This window comes from Micromonospora sp. NPDC000207, from assembly GCF_040300925.1.
Lineage (GTDB): Bacteria > Actinomycetota > Actinomycetes > Mycobacteriales > Micromonosporaceae > Micromonospora.
The window spans coordinates 1-15,613 of the sequence record NZ_JBEPEQ010000022.1; the positions used below are offsets into that span (position 1 = coordinate 1).

14 protein-coding genes are annotated in these 15,613 nt (G+C 72.6%); 4 read left to right on the forward strand and 10 right to left on the reverse strand.

Going from position 1 to position 15,613, the window contains the following annotated elements; all coding sequences use genetic code 11:
• Positions 1–129: 129 nt before the first annotated feature.
• From ABT336_RS07885 to ABT336_RS07895, 3 genes are all read right to left on the reverse strand, one after another.
• Positions 130–1,158 carry a 6-phosphofructokinase gene (locus tag ABT336_RS07885; protein ID WP_350895759.1) on the reverse strand — a complete coding sequence of 343 codons (1,029 nt, stop codon included), beginning with the start codon at positions 1,156–1,158 and terminating at the stop codon, positions 130–132.
• A gap of 164 nt (positions 1,159–1,322) precedes the next feature.
• Complete coding sequence (locus tag ABT336_RS07890; RefSeq protein WP_350895760.1) at positions 1,323–1,826, reverse strand: pyridoxamine 5'-phosphate oxidase family protein; 504 nt, start codon at positions 1,824–1,826, stop codon at positions 1,323–1,325.
• Between the two features lie 119 nt (positions 1,827–1,945).
• Positions 1,946–2,443 carry a polyadenylate-specific 3'-exoribonuclease AS gene (locus tag ABT336_RS07895; RefSeq protein ID WP_350895761.1) on the reverse strand — a complete coding sequence of 166 codons (498 nt, stop codon included), beginning with the start codon at positions 2,441–2,443 and terminating at the stop codon, positions 1,946–1,948.
• Positions 2,444–2,815: 372 nt separating this feature from the next.
• On the opposite strand from ABT336_RS07895, the gene ABT336_RS07900 reads away from it, so the two are divergent.
• Positions 2,816–3,508, forward strand: coding sequence for a Crp/Fnr family transcriptional regulator (locus ABT336_RS07900; protein ID WP_350895762.1), 693 nt, complete (start codon positions 2,816–2,818; stop codon positions 3,506–3,508).
• An 82-nt stretch (positions 3,509–3,590) separates the two neighbouring features.
• On the opposite strand, the gene ABT336_RS07905 is transcribed toward ABT336_RS07900, so the two are convergent.
• Entirely contained in the window at positions 3,591–3,857 is a 267-nt protein-coding gene (locus tag ABT336_RS07905) for a hypothetical protein (RefSeq protein ID WP_350895763.1), read from the reverse strand.
• Positions 3,858–3,972: 115 nt separating this feature from the next.
• Between ABT336_RS07905 and ABT336_RS07910 the strand changes: the two genes are divergently transcribed.
• The 3 genes from ABT336_RS07910 (at position 3,973) to ABT336_RS07920 (ending at position 10,207) form a co-directional block, all read left to right on the forward strand.
• A complete protein-coding gene (locus ABT336_RS07910; protein WP_350895805.1) occupies positions 3,973–7,452 on the forward strand; it encodes an ATP-binding protein in 3,480 nt (1,159 codons plus the stop codon).
• A gap of 303 nt (positions 7,453–7,755) precedes the next feature.
• On the forward strand, positions 7,756–8,595 hold the full coding sequence (locus ABT336_RS07915) for a DUF308 domain-containing protein (protein ID WP_350895764.1): 840 nt from the start codon (positions 7,756–7,758) through the stop codon (positions 8,593–8,595).
• A gap of 193 nt (positions 8,596–8,788) precedes the next feature.
• Positions 8,789–10,207, forward strand: coding sequence for an alpha,alpha-trehalose-phosphate synthase (UDP-forming) (locus tag ABT336_RS07920; protein ID WP_350895765.1), 1,419 nt, complete (start codon positions 8,789–8,791; stop codon positions 10,205–10,207).
• Between the two features lie 24 nt (positions 10,208–10,231).
• Here the strand turns inward: ABT336_RS07920 and ABT336_RS07925 are convergent, their stop codons facing one another.
• The 6 genes from ABT336_RS07925 to ABT336_RS07950 form a co-directional block, all read right to left on the reverse strand.
• Positions 10,232–11,038 carry an alpha/beta hydrolase gene (locus tag ABT336_RS07925; RefSeq protein ID WP_350895806.1) on the reverse strand — a complete coding sequence of 269 codons (807 nt, stop codon included), beginning with the start codon at positions 11,036–11,038 and terminating at the stop codon, positions 10,232–10,234.
• A gap of 2 nt (positions 11,039–11,040) precedes the next feature.
• Positions 11,041–12,444, reverse strand: coding sequence for a flavin-containing monooxygenase (locus tag ABT336_RS07930; RefSeq protein ID WP_350895767.1), 1,404 nt, complete (start codon positions 12,442–12,444; stop codon positions 11,041–11,043).
• 103 nt (positions 12,445–12,547) lie between these two features.
• Positions 12,548–13,258, reverse strand: a complete 711-nt coding sequence (locus ABT336_RS07935) for an endonuclease/exonuclease/phosphatase family protein (protein WP_350895768.1) — start codon at positions 13,256–13,258, stop codon at positions 12,548–12,550.
• Between the two features lie 19 nt (positions 13,259–13,277).
• Complete coding sequence (locus ABT336_RS07940; RefSeq protein ID WP_350895769.1) at positions 13,278–14,225, reverse strand: ROK family glucokinase; 948 nt, start codon at positions 14,223–14,225, stop codon at positions 13,278–13,280.
• 73 nt (positions 14,226–14,298) lie between these two features.
• Positions 14,299–14,988 (reverse strand): hypothetical protein, encoded by a 690-nt coding sequence (locus tag ABT336_RS07945; protein ID WP_350895770.1) that lies wholly within the window; start codon positions 14,986–14,988, stop codon positions 14,299–14,301.
• Positions 14,989–15,027: 39 nt separating this feature from the next.
• Positions 15,028–15,483, reverse strand: a complete 456-nt coding sequence (locus ABT336_RS07950; RefSeq protein ID WP_350895771.1) for an SRPBCC family protein — start codon at positions 15,481–15,483, stop codon at positions 15,028–15,030.
• Positions 15,484–15,613 lie beyond the last annotated feature (130 nt).

The window sequence follows — 15,613 nt, forward strand, 5'->3', positions numbered from 1 at the left end:
TCCCCCCACCCCCCACTCTACCTTTTTGTCCCACGTTTTCGCCCTTGGTTTCACCCCCCCGGCCCCCCCTTGCCGCGTGGGCCCGCCGGCGGGCCCCCCCCCCCCCCCCCGCGTCGCCGGTTCGACGCCTCAGCTACCGAAGAAGACCTCGGCCTCGGCGTACCGCTCCAGGGGAACCGTCTTCAGCTCGGCCGTGGCCTCGGCCAGCGGCACCCGGACGATGTCGGTGCTCTGCATCGCGACCATCTTGCCCCAGTCGGCCTCGTGCACGGCGTCGATCGCCTGGAGACCGAGCCGGGTGGCGAGCACCCGGTCGAAGGCGGTCGGGGTGCCACCGCGCTGGATGTGGCCGAGGACGACCGTCCGGGCCTCCTTGCCGGTCTTGGCCTCCAGCTGCTCGGCGAGCCACTGGCCGATGCCGCCGAGGCGGACGTGACCGAAGGAGTCCAGCTCCTGGTTGTGCAGGACCATCTGGCCGTCGATCGGCTGGGCGCCCTCGGCGACCACCACGATCGGGGCGTACTGGTGGTCGAACCGCTTGTTGACGTAGCCCGCGACCTGCTCGACGTCGAACTTGCGCTCGGGCAGCAGGATCACGTTCGCGCCACCGGCCAGGCCGGCGTGCAGGGCGATCCACCCGGCGTGCCGACCCATCACCTCGACCACCAGGGTGCGGTGGTGGCTCTCGGCGGTGGTGTGCAGCCGGTCGATGGCCTCCATCGCGATGTTGACAGCGGTGTCGAACCCGAAGGTGTAGTCGGTGGCACCGAGGTCGTTGTCGATGGTCTTCGGCACCCCGATGACGTTGACGCCCAGCTCGTGCAGCTTGGTGGCGACACCGAGGGTGTCCTCGCCGCCGATCGCGATCAGGGCGTCGACGCCCTGCGCGGCGAGGTTCTCCTTGATCCGCTCGACCCCGTTCTCGATCTTGAACGGGTTGGTCCGGGACGAGCCGAGGATGGTGCCGCCGCGCGGCAGGATGCCGCGCACCTCGGCGATACCCAGGGGCTTGGAGAGGCCCTCCAGCGGGCCCTTCCACCCGTCCTGGAAGCCCACGAACTCGTGACCGTAGGTGCCGACACCCTTACGGACCACCGCCCGGATGACCGCGTTCAGACCTGGACAGTCGCCACCACCGGTGAGCACGCCGATACGCATGATCTGCTCATCCTCCTGAGGAATCAGGTTAAGCCCGATTTGCCCCAGGATATTGGGTCAGGTCAGACCGTCGGCGCCGTTGCCGGCCCGGGGCGGGCCGTCAGTTCGAACTGTAGTCGCCCTGACCATCGGCCGACAGCGCGCCCCGGGACCGGCGGCAGGTCTCAGAACCGCACCGACTCGTTCTCACCGCTGCGGGGTGGTCGACCGGCGACCGCCGAACGGGCGAAGTCGAGCAGGTTGACCACGGTGCTGTTCGGCGAGTCCCAGTACTCCGCGGCACTGACGTGCACCTTGACCAGGGTCAGCCCGGGGGTGTCCAGTCCGTCCGGGAACCAGACGCTGAGCAACGGACTCCACAGCCACTCCGCCCGCTCCCTGTCGAACCCCTCGGTGGCGGTACCGGTCAGCGAGACCCAGGACTTGTTCTGCTGGTCGGCGAAGGTCACGTTCACCTCCGGGTTGACCCGGAGCTGACGGACCTTGGCGGAGTCGGTGGAGGTGAAGAACCACAGGTCCCCGTCGAACTCCGCCTCCTGCAACCCCATCGGCCTACTCACCAGGTGACCATCGACTGACGTCGTGGTCAGCATGCAGATCCGCGCCGCCCGGATCATCTCGGTGACTCGGCGGCGAGCCTCGGCGGCGCTTGTCGACTCCTGGCTCATTGCTGGACCCCTTCTCCGTCGTCGGCGAAAATCCAACCGGTGCCCAGGGCAGAAGTGGTCAAACTTGTGAGGGGTCAACTTTTCGGACACCGGCCGGGTCGCCCGTCGACCGGACGGGCTCAGCCGCCGGTCATCGCCCGCCACCGGGCGAGGTTGTGCCGGGCGTCGACGAGCGCGTCGTGCCGGGCCGAGGCGGCCTCCGGCAGCGTCGGCCGACCCCTGTCGTCCCAGAGCTGGCGCAGCTCCTTGGTGAACCGGGGGATCTCCCGGGGCAGGGCCGGCATGGCCCCCCACAGCTGCGCCAACACCACGTGGTCGTACGCGGCGTACCAGGCCCACAGCTCCAGCTGCTCGCCGGGACGCCCCCGGATCGGCTCGACGAGGAACTCGTACAGCTCGTCGCGGATCCGCTCCCGCGAGCGCCAGGCCCGGTCGGCCGGAGAGGGCAGCTTGTCGAGCACGTTACGACGGACCCAGGGCACCGCCCGGGCGTCGTCGAACTCGGTGGAGACGGCGTAGAACTCGCGGCCGTACTCGTCGACGACACCGATCGAGACGAGGTCGACGACGGTGCCGTCCTCGATGAACTCACAGTCGTAGAAATAGCGGTAGACCATCCCGACCATCCTGGCCCACGCCCTGCGGCGTCCGCACGCCGGGTACCGGACCTCGCCGTGCCCCACCGGTCGGGCCACCGGGACAGGCGGTTCGGGCGACCCGACCGGCCCGGTCGGTCGGCCCGCCCCACGCGGTCGGCCGTCGGCGGACCACCGTCGGTCCGGAAATGCCCACACGGATGGTCGTTGCGGGTCGCGGCGCTGGTCGGGGCTGTAACGGAAGTGGCTCCAGGGGTGTACAGCAAGCGACCGGGGCGTCATGATCTGATGTGTAACGCTACCGGACGCCGAACCGGTTCAGATCGCCTCGCACCGGGGGCTGTCAGGTTCACCCGGCTGCCAATTGGTCCTTTACCGGGGAGGGGTCAGGACGTGGAGATGCGCCTGCCGGAGCCGGGTGACGCGCTCACGGGTGTCGACCTGTTCGCCGGCCTGGAGCCGGAGGTCCGCCAACGGGTGATCGCGGCTGCCGTACCACGAACGTACCGCAAGGGTCAGCTGCTCTTCGTCGAGAACGACCCGGGTGAGTCGCTGATCGTGCTCCGGCGCGGTGCCGTGGCGGTCTTCCGGACCGCCCCGACCGGCGAGCGCGCGGTCCTGTCGGTGGTCCGCCCGCCGGACGTCCTGGGCGAGGTCTCCCTCCTGGACGCCTCCACCCGGTCGGCGTCCGCCGAGGCCATCGAGGACTGTGCCGCGCTGGCGCTGTCGCGACCGGCCTTCATGGAGCTGGTTCACTCCAACCCGCGCATCCTCGACGCGGTGATGCGCTCCCTCGGCGCGCTGATCCGCAGGTTGACCGAGCAGAACGCCGATCACGTCTTCCTCGACCTGCCGGGCCGGGTGGCAAAGACCCTGGTCCGGCTGGCCGGGGAGAGCCAGGCTCCGATGATCACCATCGAACTGAACCAGAGCCAGCTCGCCGAGATGGCCGGCGGCTCCCGGCAGAGCGTCAACCAGGCGATCGGATCGTTCGCCAGCCGTGGTTGGCTGCGCACCGAGGGCCGGCGGATCGTGGTCACCGACGTGGCGGCGCTGCGCCGACGCGCCGGGATGAACGACCGCTGACCCGACCCGTCGGAGCGATCCTCCGGGGTGGTGTGACGGCGCGGACCGGCGGGCCGTCGCCCGGCCGGTCCACGCCGGTCGGTCACCTCCCGGCGCCGTCGGCGGGCGGAGCGCCCGGACCGGGACCGATCTTCTCCGGCGGGGCGCCGGGTCCGGGACCGATCTTCTCCGGGGGCGCACCGGGACCGGGACCGATCTTCTGCGGGTCGACCGACTGGCCGTCCGGGTTCTCCACCATGCCCTGCTCCTCCAGTCTGGCCAGCGTCACCGCGTCGACGTCGACGGTCTCGCCACGAGCGCGGAGCGTCCCCTGCGGGTCGGTCCACGGGGTGGACAGTCGTACGTGCACGGCATCCTCCTGACAACGAACCACTGCGTAGGGAAGACTAATCGCAGTCGATCTGCATGACGGTCCTGTTGCACGTCGGGTACCTGACTGAGCGACCAGAAAGGACTTCAGGGTCATCGACCTCAAGTGCGGACACTGCTCCCAGCCGGCCGGCCCCCACGACCGCTTCTGCGGCGGCTGTGGACGGGCGATGGTGGTCCCCTGCGCCACCTGTGGACACCCCAACGGCGCCGAGGCGAACTTCTGCACCAACTGCGGTCAACCGCTGCGTGAGCAGGTACCCGTGGTGCAGGAGGACCGTCGACACGTCAGCGTGCTCTTCATCGACATCGTGGACTTCACCACGTACGCCGAGCGCGCCGACCCCGAACAGGCCCGGGCCCTGCAACAGACCTACTTCGCCACCGTACGGCGACTCGTGCACCAGTACGGCGGGGTGGTCGAGAAGTACATCGGGGACGCGGTGATGGCGCTGTTCGGGGCACCGGTGGCCACCGACAACGACGCCCTGCGGTGCGTACGGGCCGGGCTGGAGCTCCAGCGCAACCTGGGTCGGCAGACCACCGGTGAGCAGCCGCTGACCTTCCGGGTGGGCGTCGCCACCGGGGAGGCCCTCGTCGACCTCACCGCCACCCGCGACGGCGGACAGGCCTTCGTCACCGGCGACGTGGTCAACACCGCCAGCCGGCTCCAGGGCCTCGCCCCGCCCGGCGGGGTGGTGGTCGACGAGAGCACCTTCTCGGCCACCCGGCACGAGATGGAGTACGCCGACCGGCCGCCGGTGACGTTGCGCGGACGGTCGGCCGTGAGCCGGATCTGGCTGGCGGTCCGGGTCCGGCCGCAGCCCGATCCGCGGACCAGCGAGCTGACCCCGATGGTGGACCGGGAGCACGAGCGGGGCCTGCTCGTCAGCGCCCTGCACCGTACCGTCACCGAGGGCACCGCCCAGCTGGTGACCGTCTTCGGTCCGGCCGGGGTGGGCAAGAGCAGACTCCTGCGCGAGTTGGCCCGACACGCCGCCAGCCTGCCCGGTCCCCCGGTCACCTGGCTGGTCGGCCAGTGTCCGCCCTTCGGGGAGAACGTCGCGTACGCCGCCCTCGCCGACGTGGTCCGGGGCTGGGTCGGGATGCCCGCCGACGACGATCCGGCGGCCCTGCGGGAGCGGCTGCGTCAGCGCCTCGGGCAGCTGCCCGGGGCGTCCCCACTGCGGCTGGCCGAGGTGATCGGCCCGCTGATCGGCCTGCCCGGCGAGCGCCTCCAGCCCGGGGCGGCCGAGGCGTCCTGGCGGCGTTTCCTGCTCACCCTGGCCACCACCGGTCCGACAGTGCTCGTCTTCGAGGACATGCACTGGGCCGACGAGGCGATGCTCGCCTTCGTCGAGCAGCTCGGCGCGGCGGCCCGGGGCGTACCGTTGCTGATCGTCGCCACCGCCCGACCCGAGCTGCGGGAACGGCACCCGGCCTGGACGGGGACGATCAGCGGGGCGATGTCGATCTCGGTGCCCCCGATGCACGACGAGGACATCGACACGCTCTACTCCCTGCTGCTCGGCCAGGCGGTGTTGCCGGCCACCGCCCGGGCCCCGCTGATCGAGTTCGCCGACGGCAACCCGCTCTACGCCCAGGAGTACGCCCGGATGCTGCTCGACGGGGGGCTCCTCGGTCCCGCCGACCGGCTGGGTCGGCCCGATCCCGGTGCCGGGCCGGAGATCCCCCGGACCGTGCAGGCGGTGATCGCCAACCGGCTGGACCTGCTCGATCCGGCCGACCGGGCGGTGTTGCAGGCCGCCGCCGTCGTCGGCGTGCAGTTCTGGCCGGGGCCGGTGGCCACCGCGCTGGGCCGCCCGTTGGAGTGGGTGCAGCGCGCCCTGACCCGGTTGCAACGCCGCGACCTGATCCACGAGCAGCCCACCACGAGCATGCCGGGTCAACCGGAGTACCGGTTCCGGCACATCCTGGTACGCGACGTGTGCTACCAGCGGTTGCCCCGGGCCGAGCGGGTCCAGCGGCACCGGCGTACCGCGGACTGGTTGGAGCAGCGGGCCGACGGTCGGCAGGAGGACCTGGCCGAGGTCCTGGCCAACCACAGGTGGACCGCCCACGAGATCGCCCGGACCATCGGGCTGGACCCGGCGGGTTACACGGCACCCGCCCGGGCCGCCCTGTACCGGGCCGCCCGACGGGCGTACGAGCTGCCGGCGCTGGACACCGCGGCGACCCTGGTCGGCCGGGCGCTCGACCTGACCGGCGAGCCGGACCCGGCGTTGGAGCTGCTCGACGCGGAGTTGGCGCTCTACCGGGACCGGGACGCGTTCCTGGCCTCGGACGGGCAGCGTCGGCTGGCCCGTCTCGTCGACCAGCTGACCCTGGCCGGGGACCGGCCGCGTACCGCCCGGGCCTGGACCCTGTTGGCGATCGCGGCGTGGAGCCGGGCGGACCGGCCCGAGACGATGCGCTGTCTGGACCGGGCGATCGGGCTCTACGACGAGTTGCCGGACACCGGGGAGAAGGCCGAGGCGCTGCTGGAGTTGGCCCGGGTCCGGATGCTCAACGCCGAGACCGACGCTGCCTGCGCGGCGGCCCGGGCCGCCGCCGACCTCGCCGAACGGCTCGAACTGCGGGAGGCCCAGGCCAATGCCCGGATCACCCTGGCCGTCTCCCGTTACCTGTGCGGGGTCGCCGAGGCGTACGGGGAGCTGGCCGAGGTCACCGAACACTGCCGGGTGGAGCGGTTGACCAGTCGACGGCGGGCGGTGCACAACCTGGCCTGGGCCTTGCAGGAGGAGGGCGACCTCGCCGGGTCGGCGCGGCTGGTGGAGGAGGAGCGTTCGCTGGACCCGGCGGGCGGGCACAGCCTGGCCACCAGCTTCGACGACCAGTGGAGCCGGTCGTACCACGCGGGTGACTGGACGACGGCTCTGGGCCTGGCCGACGAGTCGACCCGCCGCCCGACAGCGGAGTGGGACCTGCACATCGTGGCGGTCTCGGGTTGGATGCGGGCGCTGCGGACCGGGCCGGGCGACGCCGGGGACCCGACGGCGGACGCGCACCTGGAGCAGGCACTGTCGGCCGCCCGCCGCAGCGGCTTCCACCGGGTGCTGCACTCGACGTTGGCGCACGCCGCGCTCTGCCGGGCGGTGCAGGGGCGTCGGGTCGAGGCGCTGCGGCTCCTCGTCGAGTTGGACGAGGACTGGCGGCGGACCCGGATGATCCCGTTCGCCGAGTGGGTGCCGACAGTGGGTCACGTGGCCGCGGTGCTCGGCGGGGAGGCCGCCCGGCTGCTGGGTCGGCTGCTGACCCGGGCGCCTCGGATGACCCCGTGGGCCGAGGCGGCGGGGCAGGTCGCCGAGGCGACCCGGCTCGGGGAGGCCGGGGATCGACGGACCGCCGGTGAGTTGTTCAGCCGGGCGCTGCGCAGCTACGGCCGGATGGCCGACGTGACGGACCTGGTCCTGACCAGCGCCCTGTCGGTGCCGGTGTTGGCGGCGGCCGGTCGTCCGGCGGCGGCGACGGCAGCCCTGTTGCGGGTACGGACCTTCGCCGACCGCCACGACGTGCCGGGACTGGTCCGGCTCGCCACTGCCGACAGGTGGTGACCGGCACCCGCGCGACCCGGGCGCGGGTATTCCGACAAAACGGACTTCCGCCCCGGTTGTCGCCGGGGCTCCGGCGGCGGTCGGGCTCCGGGTCCTGTCACGGTCCCGGCCGGTGTCGAGCACCCGGGGGCTCCCCGGGGAGACGGGGTGGCGCGGATCCGGACCCGTCGAGTTTTGGCAGACGCGACACAAGGCACTCCCGGAAGTCGCCCGGTCGTGTCACGATTCAGGGCACGGGGTGTGGGTCGATGCGCAGGGCTGGACGCGGGGCGCGCCGCGAAGCGCGGTGAGGAGGATGTCCGGGTGTCATCGGGTGGGGCCCGCCGGGGACGGCGGGACAACGGGCTCGACGCGAGCGAGTACGCCGTCGCCGGCGACGTGGATCCGCGCGTGGGCGAGCACCTCCTCGACGTGCTCGCCGCCGGGGGGATCGCCGCCTACCTGCAACCCTCCGCCGACCTGAACCCGGTCACCCGGACCACCACCGTGCCGGCCCGCCCGGTCGACCGCCTCTACGTCGACAGGTCCCACCTGACCACCGCCCGCGACTACCTCACCCAGCTCACCGACGAGACCTCGCCGGGGCGTTCCCGACAGGAACCGGACGTCGACGCCGAGTGGGCCCGGATCGTGGCCGGCTACCACGAGTCCACAGCACCGGAGCGGCGCTCCTGGCCGGCGGCCGAGGACGTGGACGACGACGAGCCGGGGCCGGTGGCGGGCTCGTCGACCCGCAACGGCACCGAGGACGCGGGTGCCCCGACCGCCACCGACGTGCGCCGACTGCCGTACGCCGCCGACGTCTCCGGGATCTCCGTCGGCCCCCGGGACCGGGGCGACGAGCCGTCGCTGCTCGACGGGCTGGACACCTTCGGCGCGCAGCTGCCCGACGACGACACCGACGACCGGTACGTCCCCCCGCCCCCACCACCGCTGCCCCGGATGTCGAAGTACGCGGTGGTCGGGGTGTTGGCCCTGGTCCTCGGCTTCGTGCTCTTCGTCTTCCCGACCCTGCTGCCGGTGGACCGCTCGGTGGTCACCCTGCTCGGGTTCACCGGCATACTCGCCGGGTTCGTCACGCTGATCTGGCGACTGCGTCCCGGGGACGCCGATGACGACCCGGACGACGGCGCGGTCGTCTGACCTCGGGGCGGTCGACGCAGCGTCACCGCCGTCCGGCCGTACGCCGGTGCGCGGCCCACCTCCGGGACGAGGGTCACAGTGGTGTAACTTACCGTCAGTAGGAATTCCGCTGTCCGTCACTTCCCTCCCGCACCGACTGCCCCGGCGCTCCCCCTTCTGGGCGGTCGGTCCCGGCTGATCGGAATGCCCCCAGATGCGACAGAGTTCCCTCGTGGTGGTGGCGATGCGCCTCCCCATAGACGACAGTGTGGCGCTCGACGGCGCCTGCGAGTGGCGCCGCAGCCCCGGTGGTCTGGTGAGCGCCCTGCACCCCCTGCTCAGACAGACCCCCGCCACCTGGGTGGGCTGGGCCGGCGGGAGTGGTCCCGCGCCGAGCCTGCCCGACGTGGACGGGGTACGCCTGCACACCGTCCCGTTGACCCGGGACGACCTGCGCGACCACTACGAGGGGTTCGCCAACGCCACCCTCTGGCCGCTCTACCACGACGCCGTGGAGCAACCCGAACACCACCGCCGGTGGTGGGAGGCGTACCAGCGGGTCAACCAGCGGTACGCCGAGGCGACGGCGGCCGTCGCCGAGCCCGGCGCGATCGTCTGGGTACAGGACTACCACCTGCAGCTGGTGCCGGGCCTGCTCCGGCGGCTCCGCCCCGACCTGCGGATCGGGTTCTTCCTGCACGTGCCGTTCCCCCCGCCGGAGCTGTTCATGCAGCTGCCCCGCCGGGCGGAGCTGCTGCACGGCATGCTCGGCGCGGACCTGGTCGGGTTCCAGCGGGCCCAGGCGGCGCACAACTTCGCCCAGCTGGCCACGAAGGTGCTCGGGGTCTCCGCCACCGACCGCCGGATCGCCGTCGACGACCGGGTGGTACGCATCGGCGCGTTCCCGGTCTCCATCGACACCGACGAGCTGTCGGCGCTGTCGGCCCGGACCGAGGTGGCCGAGCGTGCCCAACGGTTCCGTCGGGATCTCGGCGACCCGGAACGGGTCATCCTCAGCGTCGACCGGATGGACTACACCAAGGGCATCGAGCAGCGGTTGACCGCGTACAGCGAGCTGCTTGCCAGCGGGCACATCAAGGTCCGCGACACGGTGCTGGTCCAGGTGGCGGTCCCCAGTCGGGAGCGGGTCGGTCAGTACCAGATCCTGCGGGACCGGGTCGAACGCGAGGTGGGTCGGATCAACGGCGAGTTCGGCCGGGTGGGTGAGCCCGCCATCCACTACCTCACCCAGCCCTTCGACCGGATCGAGTTGGCAGCCCTCTACCGGGTCGCCGACGTGATGGCGGTGACCCCGCTGCGCGACGGGATGAACCTGGTCGCCAAGGAGTACGTGGCGGCCCGGGTCGACGACACCGGGGCGCTGCTGCTCAGCGAGTTCGCCGGCGCGGCGGCCGAGCTGTCCCAGGCGTACCTGGTCAACCCGCACGACCTGGAGGGGCTCAAGCAGGGGCTGCTCTCCGCGTTGCAGGCCGACCCCGCCGACGTCGCGACCCGGATGCGGGGCATGCGGGAGCACCTACGTCGACATGACATCCGGGCCTGGGCCCGGTCCTACCTGAGCGCCCTCGACGAGAACGGTTCCCTGCTGCACCGGCTCGGCGGCACCGCCTGACCGGCACCGGCCGTACCGGGCCGGTCAGCTCTTGCCCAACCAGTCCAGGATCGCGTCGATCGGCTCCTGCCACCGCACGTCGAGCATCAGGTCGTGTCCCATCCCGGGGAAGAGCAGGGGCGCGGCACCGTACCGACCGGCCGCCCGGGTCAGCGCGGCCGGCGGTACCACCCGGTCGTCGGGGCTGCCCAGCACCAACACCGGTGGCGTACCCACCGGCGGTTCCGGCTCCGGGGCGGTGAGCAGCTGCCACTGGGCCCGCCGACCGGCGCGGCCGAGCCGGGAGACGTACTCACGGGCCTGCGGTTCGGGCAGGTCCGGGCCGAACAGTTGCCGCCGGTCCAGGCGCAGCGGCCCACCGAAGACCGCCGGTAGGGTGCCGGCGGGGTTGGCCCGCAGCGCCGAACCGAGGGCTGCCCAGCCGCCGAAGACCGGAGCCACCAGGACCGCCGCCCGGGCCGGGTAGCGGGCCAGCGCGTGCGCCACCACCAGTGCCCCGGCACCGTGCCCCACCAGCACCGCCTGGCGCGGCAGCCCCGCCGCCACCTGGGTCACGTCGTGGACGTACGCCGACAGCGTCGCCTCCGGTGCCGGTTCGCTCTCGCCGTGCCCGCGCAGGCTGAGCGCGTACGCCGGGAACCCCCGCTGCGCGGCGTGCCCCAGCCAGTGTTCGGCGAACGTCCACGCCCCGTGGCCGAAGCCGGGCACGAAGAGCAGCGGCGGCTTCCCCTCCTCCAACTCGGGCTGGGCGCTGCGCACCTCCCGGCGGGCCGGACGGACCGGATCGGCCCACTCCCGAGCCCGCACGACCCGCACCCGGTCGGTCTGCATCGTCACTTCGCCTCCAGCTCGTGCAGGGCACGCTGCAGGGCGCGCAGGTAGTCGACGTGGGCCACCTCGAACCAGTGCCGACTGGTGGGGACGACCCGGCCGGCGTACCGCTGACCGGCACCGGCCTGGACCCGGGCGGCGAACGCCTCGGCCCGGTCGGGGCGTTCGGACCGGAGCTTCAGCAGCCGGGCGAACAGGACGGTCTGCCAGTGCGTCAGCGGGAAGACACCGGAGTCCGACTGCACCAGTCCGGCGACGGCGAGGGTCGGTCGTCCCGGGACGAAGGCGTTGAGCCAGAGCCGGGGCCGGGTCTCGGCCTCGGTGCCGCCGAGCACCGTCGGGTCGAGGAACTCGAAGCGCGGCAGGTAGCCGGTGGCGAAGACGACGAGCTCGGGTTCGATCCGCCGGCCGTCCGCCAACTCGACGGCGGTGGCGTGGAACCTGGCGACGTCCGGGACCGGGGTGATCCGGCCGTGTCCGACGTAGTGGACGAGCTGACTGTTGGCGATCGGATGGGTCTCGTAGACCCGGTGGTCGGGGCGGGGCAGGCCGAACCGGGTCAGGTCGCCGACTGTCAACCGCAGCGTCCGGTGGTAGAGCCACTGTCGCATCCGCAACGGCACCCGCAGGCGCAGGAGGGTGTCGTTCACCTGGTCGATCGGTCGACCGAAGGCGTACTTCGGGGCGTACCAGTAGCCGCGCCGGGTCGAGTGCCAGCACTGGGCGGCCTGCTGGGCGGCCTCGACGGCCAGGTCACAACCGGTGTTGCCGGCGCCGACCACGAGCACCCGCTTGCCACGCAGCTGGGTGGCGTCCTTGTAGGACGAGGAGTGCATGACCTCGCCCCGGAACTGCTCCAGCCCCTCGTATCCGGGCAGGTTCGGCGACCAGTTGTGGCCGTTGGCCACCAGGACGGCGGCGTACCGGGAGGTGCGCTCCGGGCCGTACCCGCCGGTGGAGCGGGTGGTCACGTCCCACCGGTCGCCGTCGACCGGCTCGACCCGGACGACCTCGGTGCCGAACCAGATGTGCGACCGCAGGTCGAAGTGGTCGGCGTAGCGCTCGAAGTAGGACAGGAGTTGGGCGTGGTGCGGGTAGTCCGGCCAGTCGTCGGGCATCGGGAAGTCGGGGAACTGGGTCAGCGGACGCGACGAGATCAGGTGGGTGCTGGCGTACACCGGGCTCCGGTCGTGGCGCCAGTTCCACGCGCCGCCGACGCCGGTCTCCCGTTCGTAGCAGTCGACGCCGAACCCGTGTTCCCGCAGGTTCTTGAGGGCGGCGAGCCCGCTGGCCCCGGCCCCGATCACGCAGACGGTGTCGCCCCGGTCGGAGATCGCCCGCCCCCCGGCGGGCGGTGCGGGTGCCGTCTCGTGCTCGGGGCGGCCGTGGTCGGTGGAGGAGGACACCGAAGAGACTCCTTCTGTACGGCGCTCGGGCCGGTCGATGCGAAATCTTCTCCACAATGGAGTCGGTTGTCCAGCCCCGCCACGCGGTCTCGTCGACCCGAGGTCAGTCCTCGCCGGGTAGCAGGAGGTCGACCAGGATCGGGAAGTGGTCGCTGGCCCGCCGGGTCTGCGGGGTGTCCACCACGTCGTAGTCGACGACGGTGATCCGGGGGTCGACGAAGAGCGCGTCGATGCGGCGGCGCGGGTCGGTGCACGAGAAGGTGAGCCGGTCCGCCCGGTCCATCGCCACCGCCGTGTCGGTGAACCCGTCGGCGAGGGTCTGCCAGGCCGGACCCTCCGGGCCCTCGTTGAGATCCGCCCCGAACACCAGCGGCCAGCGCGCCTCGGCGAGGTCCTTGCGCAGCAACTCGGCCTGGGCGGGACGCTCCGCCGGGTCGGTGGACAGGTGCGACCCGGCGAGGGTGAACCGGGCCCCGGCGACCTGGCAGTCGGCGTGGACAGCCCCCCGCAGGTGCCGACCGGGGGTCAGCGGGAACCGACGGTCGCGGGTGTCGCGGACCCGGACCCGCAGGCTGGTGAGCAGGACGTTGCCCAGCGACGGCAGCCCGCCGGCGGCCAGGACCAGGCCGAACGAGGCGGCCAGCGACGCGTTGCGCTGCCGCCACCGGAACCGGCGGGCCCCCTCCTGCACGATCACCACGTCCGGCGCGGCCTCCCGGACCACGGCGGCCAACGCTGCCGTGTCGTCGCGCTGGCCGTGGATGTTGTACGACACCACCCGCAACCGGACCCCGTCGCCCGTCGACGCGTTCACCGAGTGTTCTCCCATCGATTCAGCTGAGGCGGGCCAGGTCGGCGGCGCCGATGACACCCGCGCTGTTGCCCAGCTCGGCTGGGCGGATGTCGGCCACCGGGAGCCGGCCCCGCTGGGCCAGCGCATCGGCGAAGGACCGACGGGTCGGGCCGAGCAGCAGGTCACCGGCGTCGATCACCCCGCCGCCGACGACCAGGGCCTGGGGGTCGAGGATCTGGGCCATGTCGGCGAGGCTGGTGCCCAGCCAGCGGCCGATCTGGGCGAACGCCTCGCAGGAGACCGGGTCACCGGACTGGGCGGCGGCGGTCACCATCGGTCCGGTGATCGCCTCGGCGTCACCCCCGGACAGTTCGAGCAGGGCGGCGGCCCGGTTCGGTTCCTGGCGGGCACCGGCGCGGGCGAACCGGACCAGGGCGTTGCCGCTGGCGTACTGCTCGATACAGCCGAGCCGGCCGCAACCGCACTGGTGTCCGTCCGGCACCGTGAGCATGTGGCCCAGCTCCGCGGCGATGCCGTGGGCGCCCCGGACCAGCGCGCCGCCGAGGACGATGCCGCCGCCGACACCGGTGCCGATGGTGAACATGACCATCGAGTCGTCGGCGTCGCGGGCCGCCCCGTACCGGAACTCGGCCCAGGCCGCGACGTTGGCGTCGTTCTCCACGATCACCGGCAGGCCGACGGCGGCGCTGACGTACTGCCGCAGCGGCTCGTCGCGCCAGGCGAGGTTGGGGGCGAAAAGCACTGTCGAACGACTCGCGTCGATCCAACCCGCCGCGCCGATGCCTACCGCGTCGACGGTCCGGCCGGCGGCCAGCTCGCTGACCACCTCGATGATGACGTCCCGGGTCTTGCCGACGTCCTCGGCCGGGGTGTCCCGTCGGACCTGCACGAGGACCGCGCCGGTGTCGTCGACGACACCGCCCGCCACCTTCGTGCCACCGACGTCGACTCCGATGGTCAGCGTCACCGCTGCCACTCCCCTTCCGTTGTACTGCCCGCCCCCGGCCGGTCGGGCCGGTCGGAAGCGGGGTGTCCGGTGGTCAGACCCCGCCGTCCGGTGCGTCCCCGTTCTCCTGCGGGGCCCGCGAGGCGGGCACCGCGCAGCGGTCGACCGACGGTCGGGCCGTCTCCGGCTCGCCTGGCCCATCGCCGTCGACGGGCGGTACGGTGGCGACCCGAGCAGCCTCGTCCCCGGCACGGGTCGCGGCGGACCAGACGTCGTGCTCCGGTGCCGAGGCAGAATCATGCCCGGTGCGGGTGGCCTCGCGCCAGATGTGATCCGGTTTCCCCTCTGCCCGGTCGGGCCGGTCGGCTTCGGCGGGTCGCCCGGACTCGGTGGCCGGGGCGGGGGCGTCCGACGACGACCGTCGATCCTCGGGCTCGGTGAAGGCGCGCATCATGCTGGCCACACCGGCGGCGAGATCACCGGCACCGGTGGCGAGCCGCTCGGCGAACTCCGGGCTCGGATCACGCAGGGCGGTGATGGCCCGGCAGAGGGGGCAGACGCAGCATTCCGGCGCACCGGTGGCGAAACCGCCGACGCCGGACGCCTCGCGTTTCGCCGACGTCGGGCCGCCACTGTGACCGAGGACACCCGAGAGCATCCCACCCAGCGGCCCCCAGGGCGACTGTCCCCGGGCCCCGGCCGAGGCCACCCGCGCGGCGGCGAGCAGCGTGGCGACCAGCCGCTCCGCCTCTTCCCGGGCCGAACCCGGTTCCGTACCCCCCATGGTGGGCCCCCTACCGTGGTGAACGTGCCGTCGGGCGCGTCACTGCGCGGCGCCGGATGCTTCTACCCGGCGCTTGAGCTGCTTCAACGCCGTGTCCATGATCATTTTTTCGGCCTTGCGGCGAAGCATCCCGAGCATCCCGACGGAGAGCTCCACCGCCAGGGTGTAGGTCACCGTGGTGGTGGCGTCCGGGTTGCCGACGATGTCGTACGACCCCTGCTGGGAGCGCTGCATCTTCGACGGCTCGACCAGGTGCCACTCGATGCGGGACAGGTCCTCGGCGTACTCGTACGCCAGGGTGTACTCGTCGGCCATCACCCCCGCGTCGACGGTGAACCGCACCTGGCTGGCGTACCCGTCGGTGTACTCCTCGACGACCTCGGCCCGGCGCAGCGCCTCGGTCCACTCCGGGTACCGGGGGAAGTCGCAGATCACCGCCGCCACCTGTGCCGGTGACGCGGCCACGACGATCGACTGGGTGGAGGAGTCCGCCATGGGGGGAGGCTACCCGTACCGCCCGGGCCACGCCCGGTGCCACCCCTCGGGCCTGCCTGTCCGCCCGAACCGTTCGGGCAGGTAGGTTTCCTCGAGAGCCGGGGCAGCCCCCGCCCCCGGCACCGGACCA

What these genes read in the sequence shown, in the direction of transcription:
- ABT336_RS07885 (WP_350895759.1), bottom strand. Translation starts at nt 1,158, where the DNA reads ATGCGTATCGGCGTGCTCACCGGTGGTGGCGACTGTCCAGGTCTGAAC.
- ABT336_RS07890 (WP_350895760.1), bottom strand. Translation starts at nt 1,826, where the DNA reads ATGAGCCAGGAGTCGACAAGCGCCGCCGAGGCTCGCCGCCGAGTCACC.
- ABT336_RS07895 (WP_350895761.1), bottom strand. Translation starts at nt 2,443, where the DNA reads ATGGTCTACCGCTATTTCTACGACTGTGAGTTCATCGAGGACGGCACC.
- ABT336_RS07920 (WP_350895765.1), top strand. Translation starts at nt 8,789, where the DNA reads ATGCGACAGAGTTCCCTCGTGGTGGTGGCGATGCGCCTCCCCATAGAC.
- ABT336_RS07925 (WP_350895806.1), bottom strand. Translation starts at nt 11,038, where the DNA reads ATGCAGACCGACCGGGTGCGGGTCGTGCGGGCTCGGGAGTGGGCCGAT.
- ABT336_RS07945 (WP_350895770.1), bottom strand. Translation starts at nt 14,988, where the DNA reads ATGGGGGGTACGGAACCGGGTTCGGCCCGGGAAGAGGCGGAGCGGCTG.
- ABT336_RS07950 (WP_350895771.1), bottom strand. Translation starts at nt 15,483, where the DNA reads ATGGCGGACTCCTCCACCCAGTCGATCGTCGTGGCCGCGTCACCGGCA.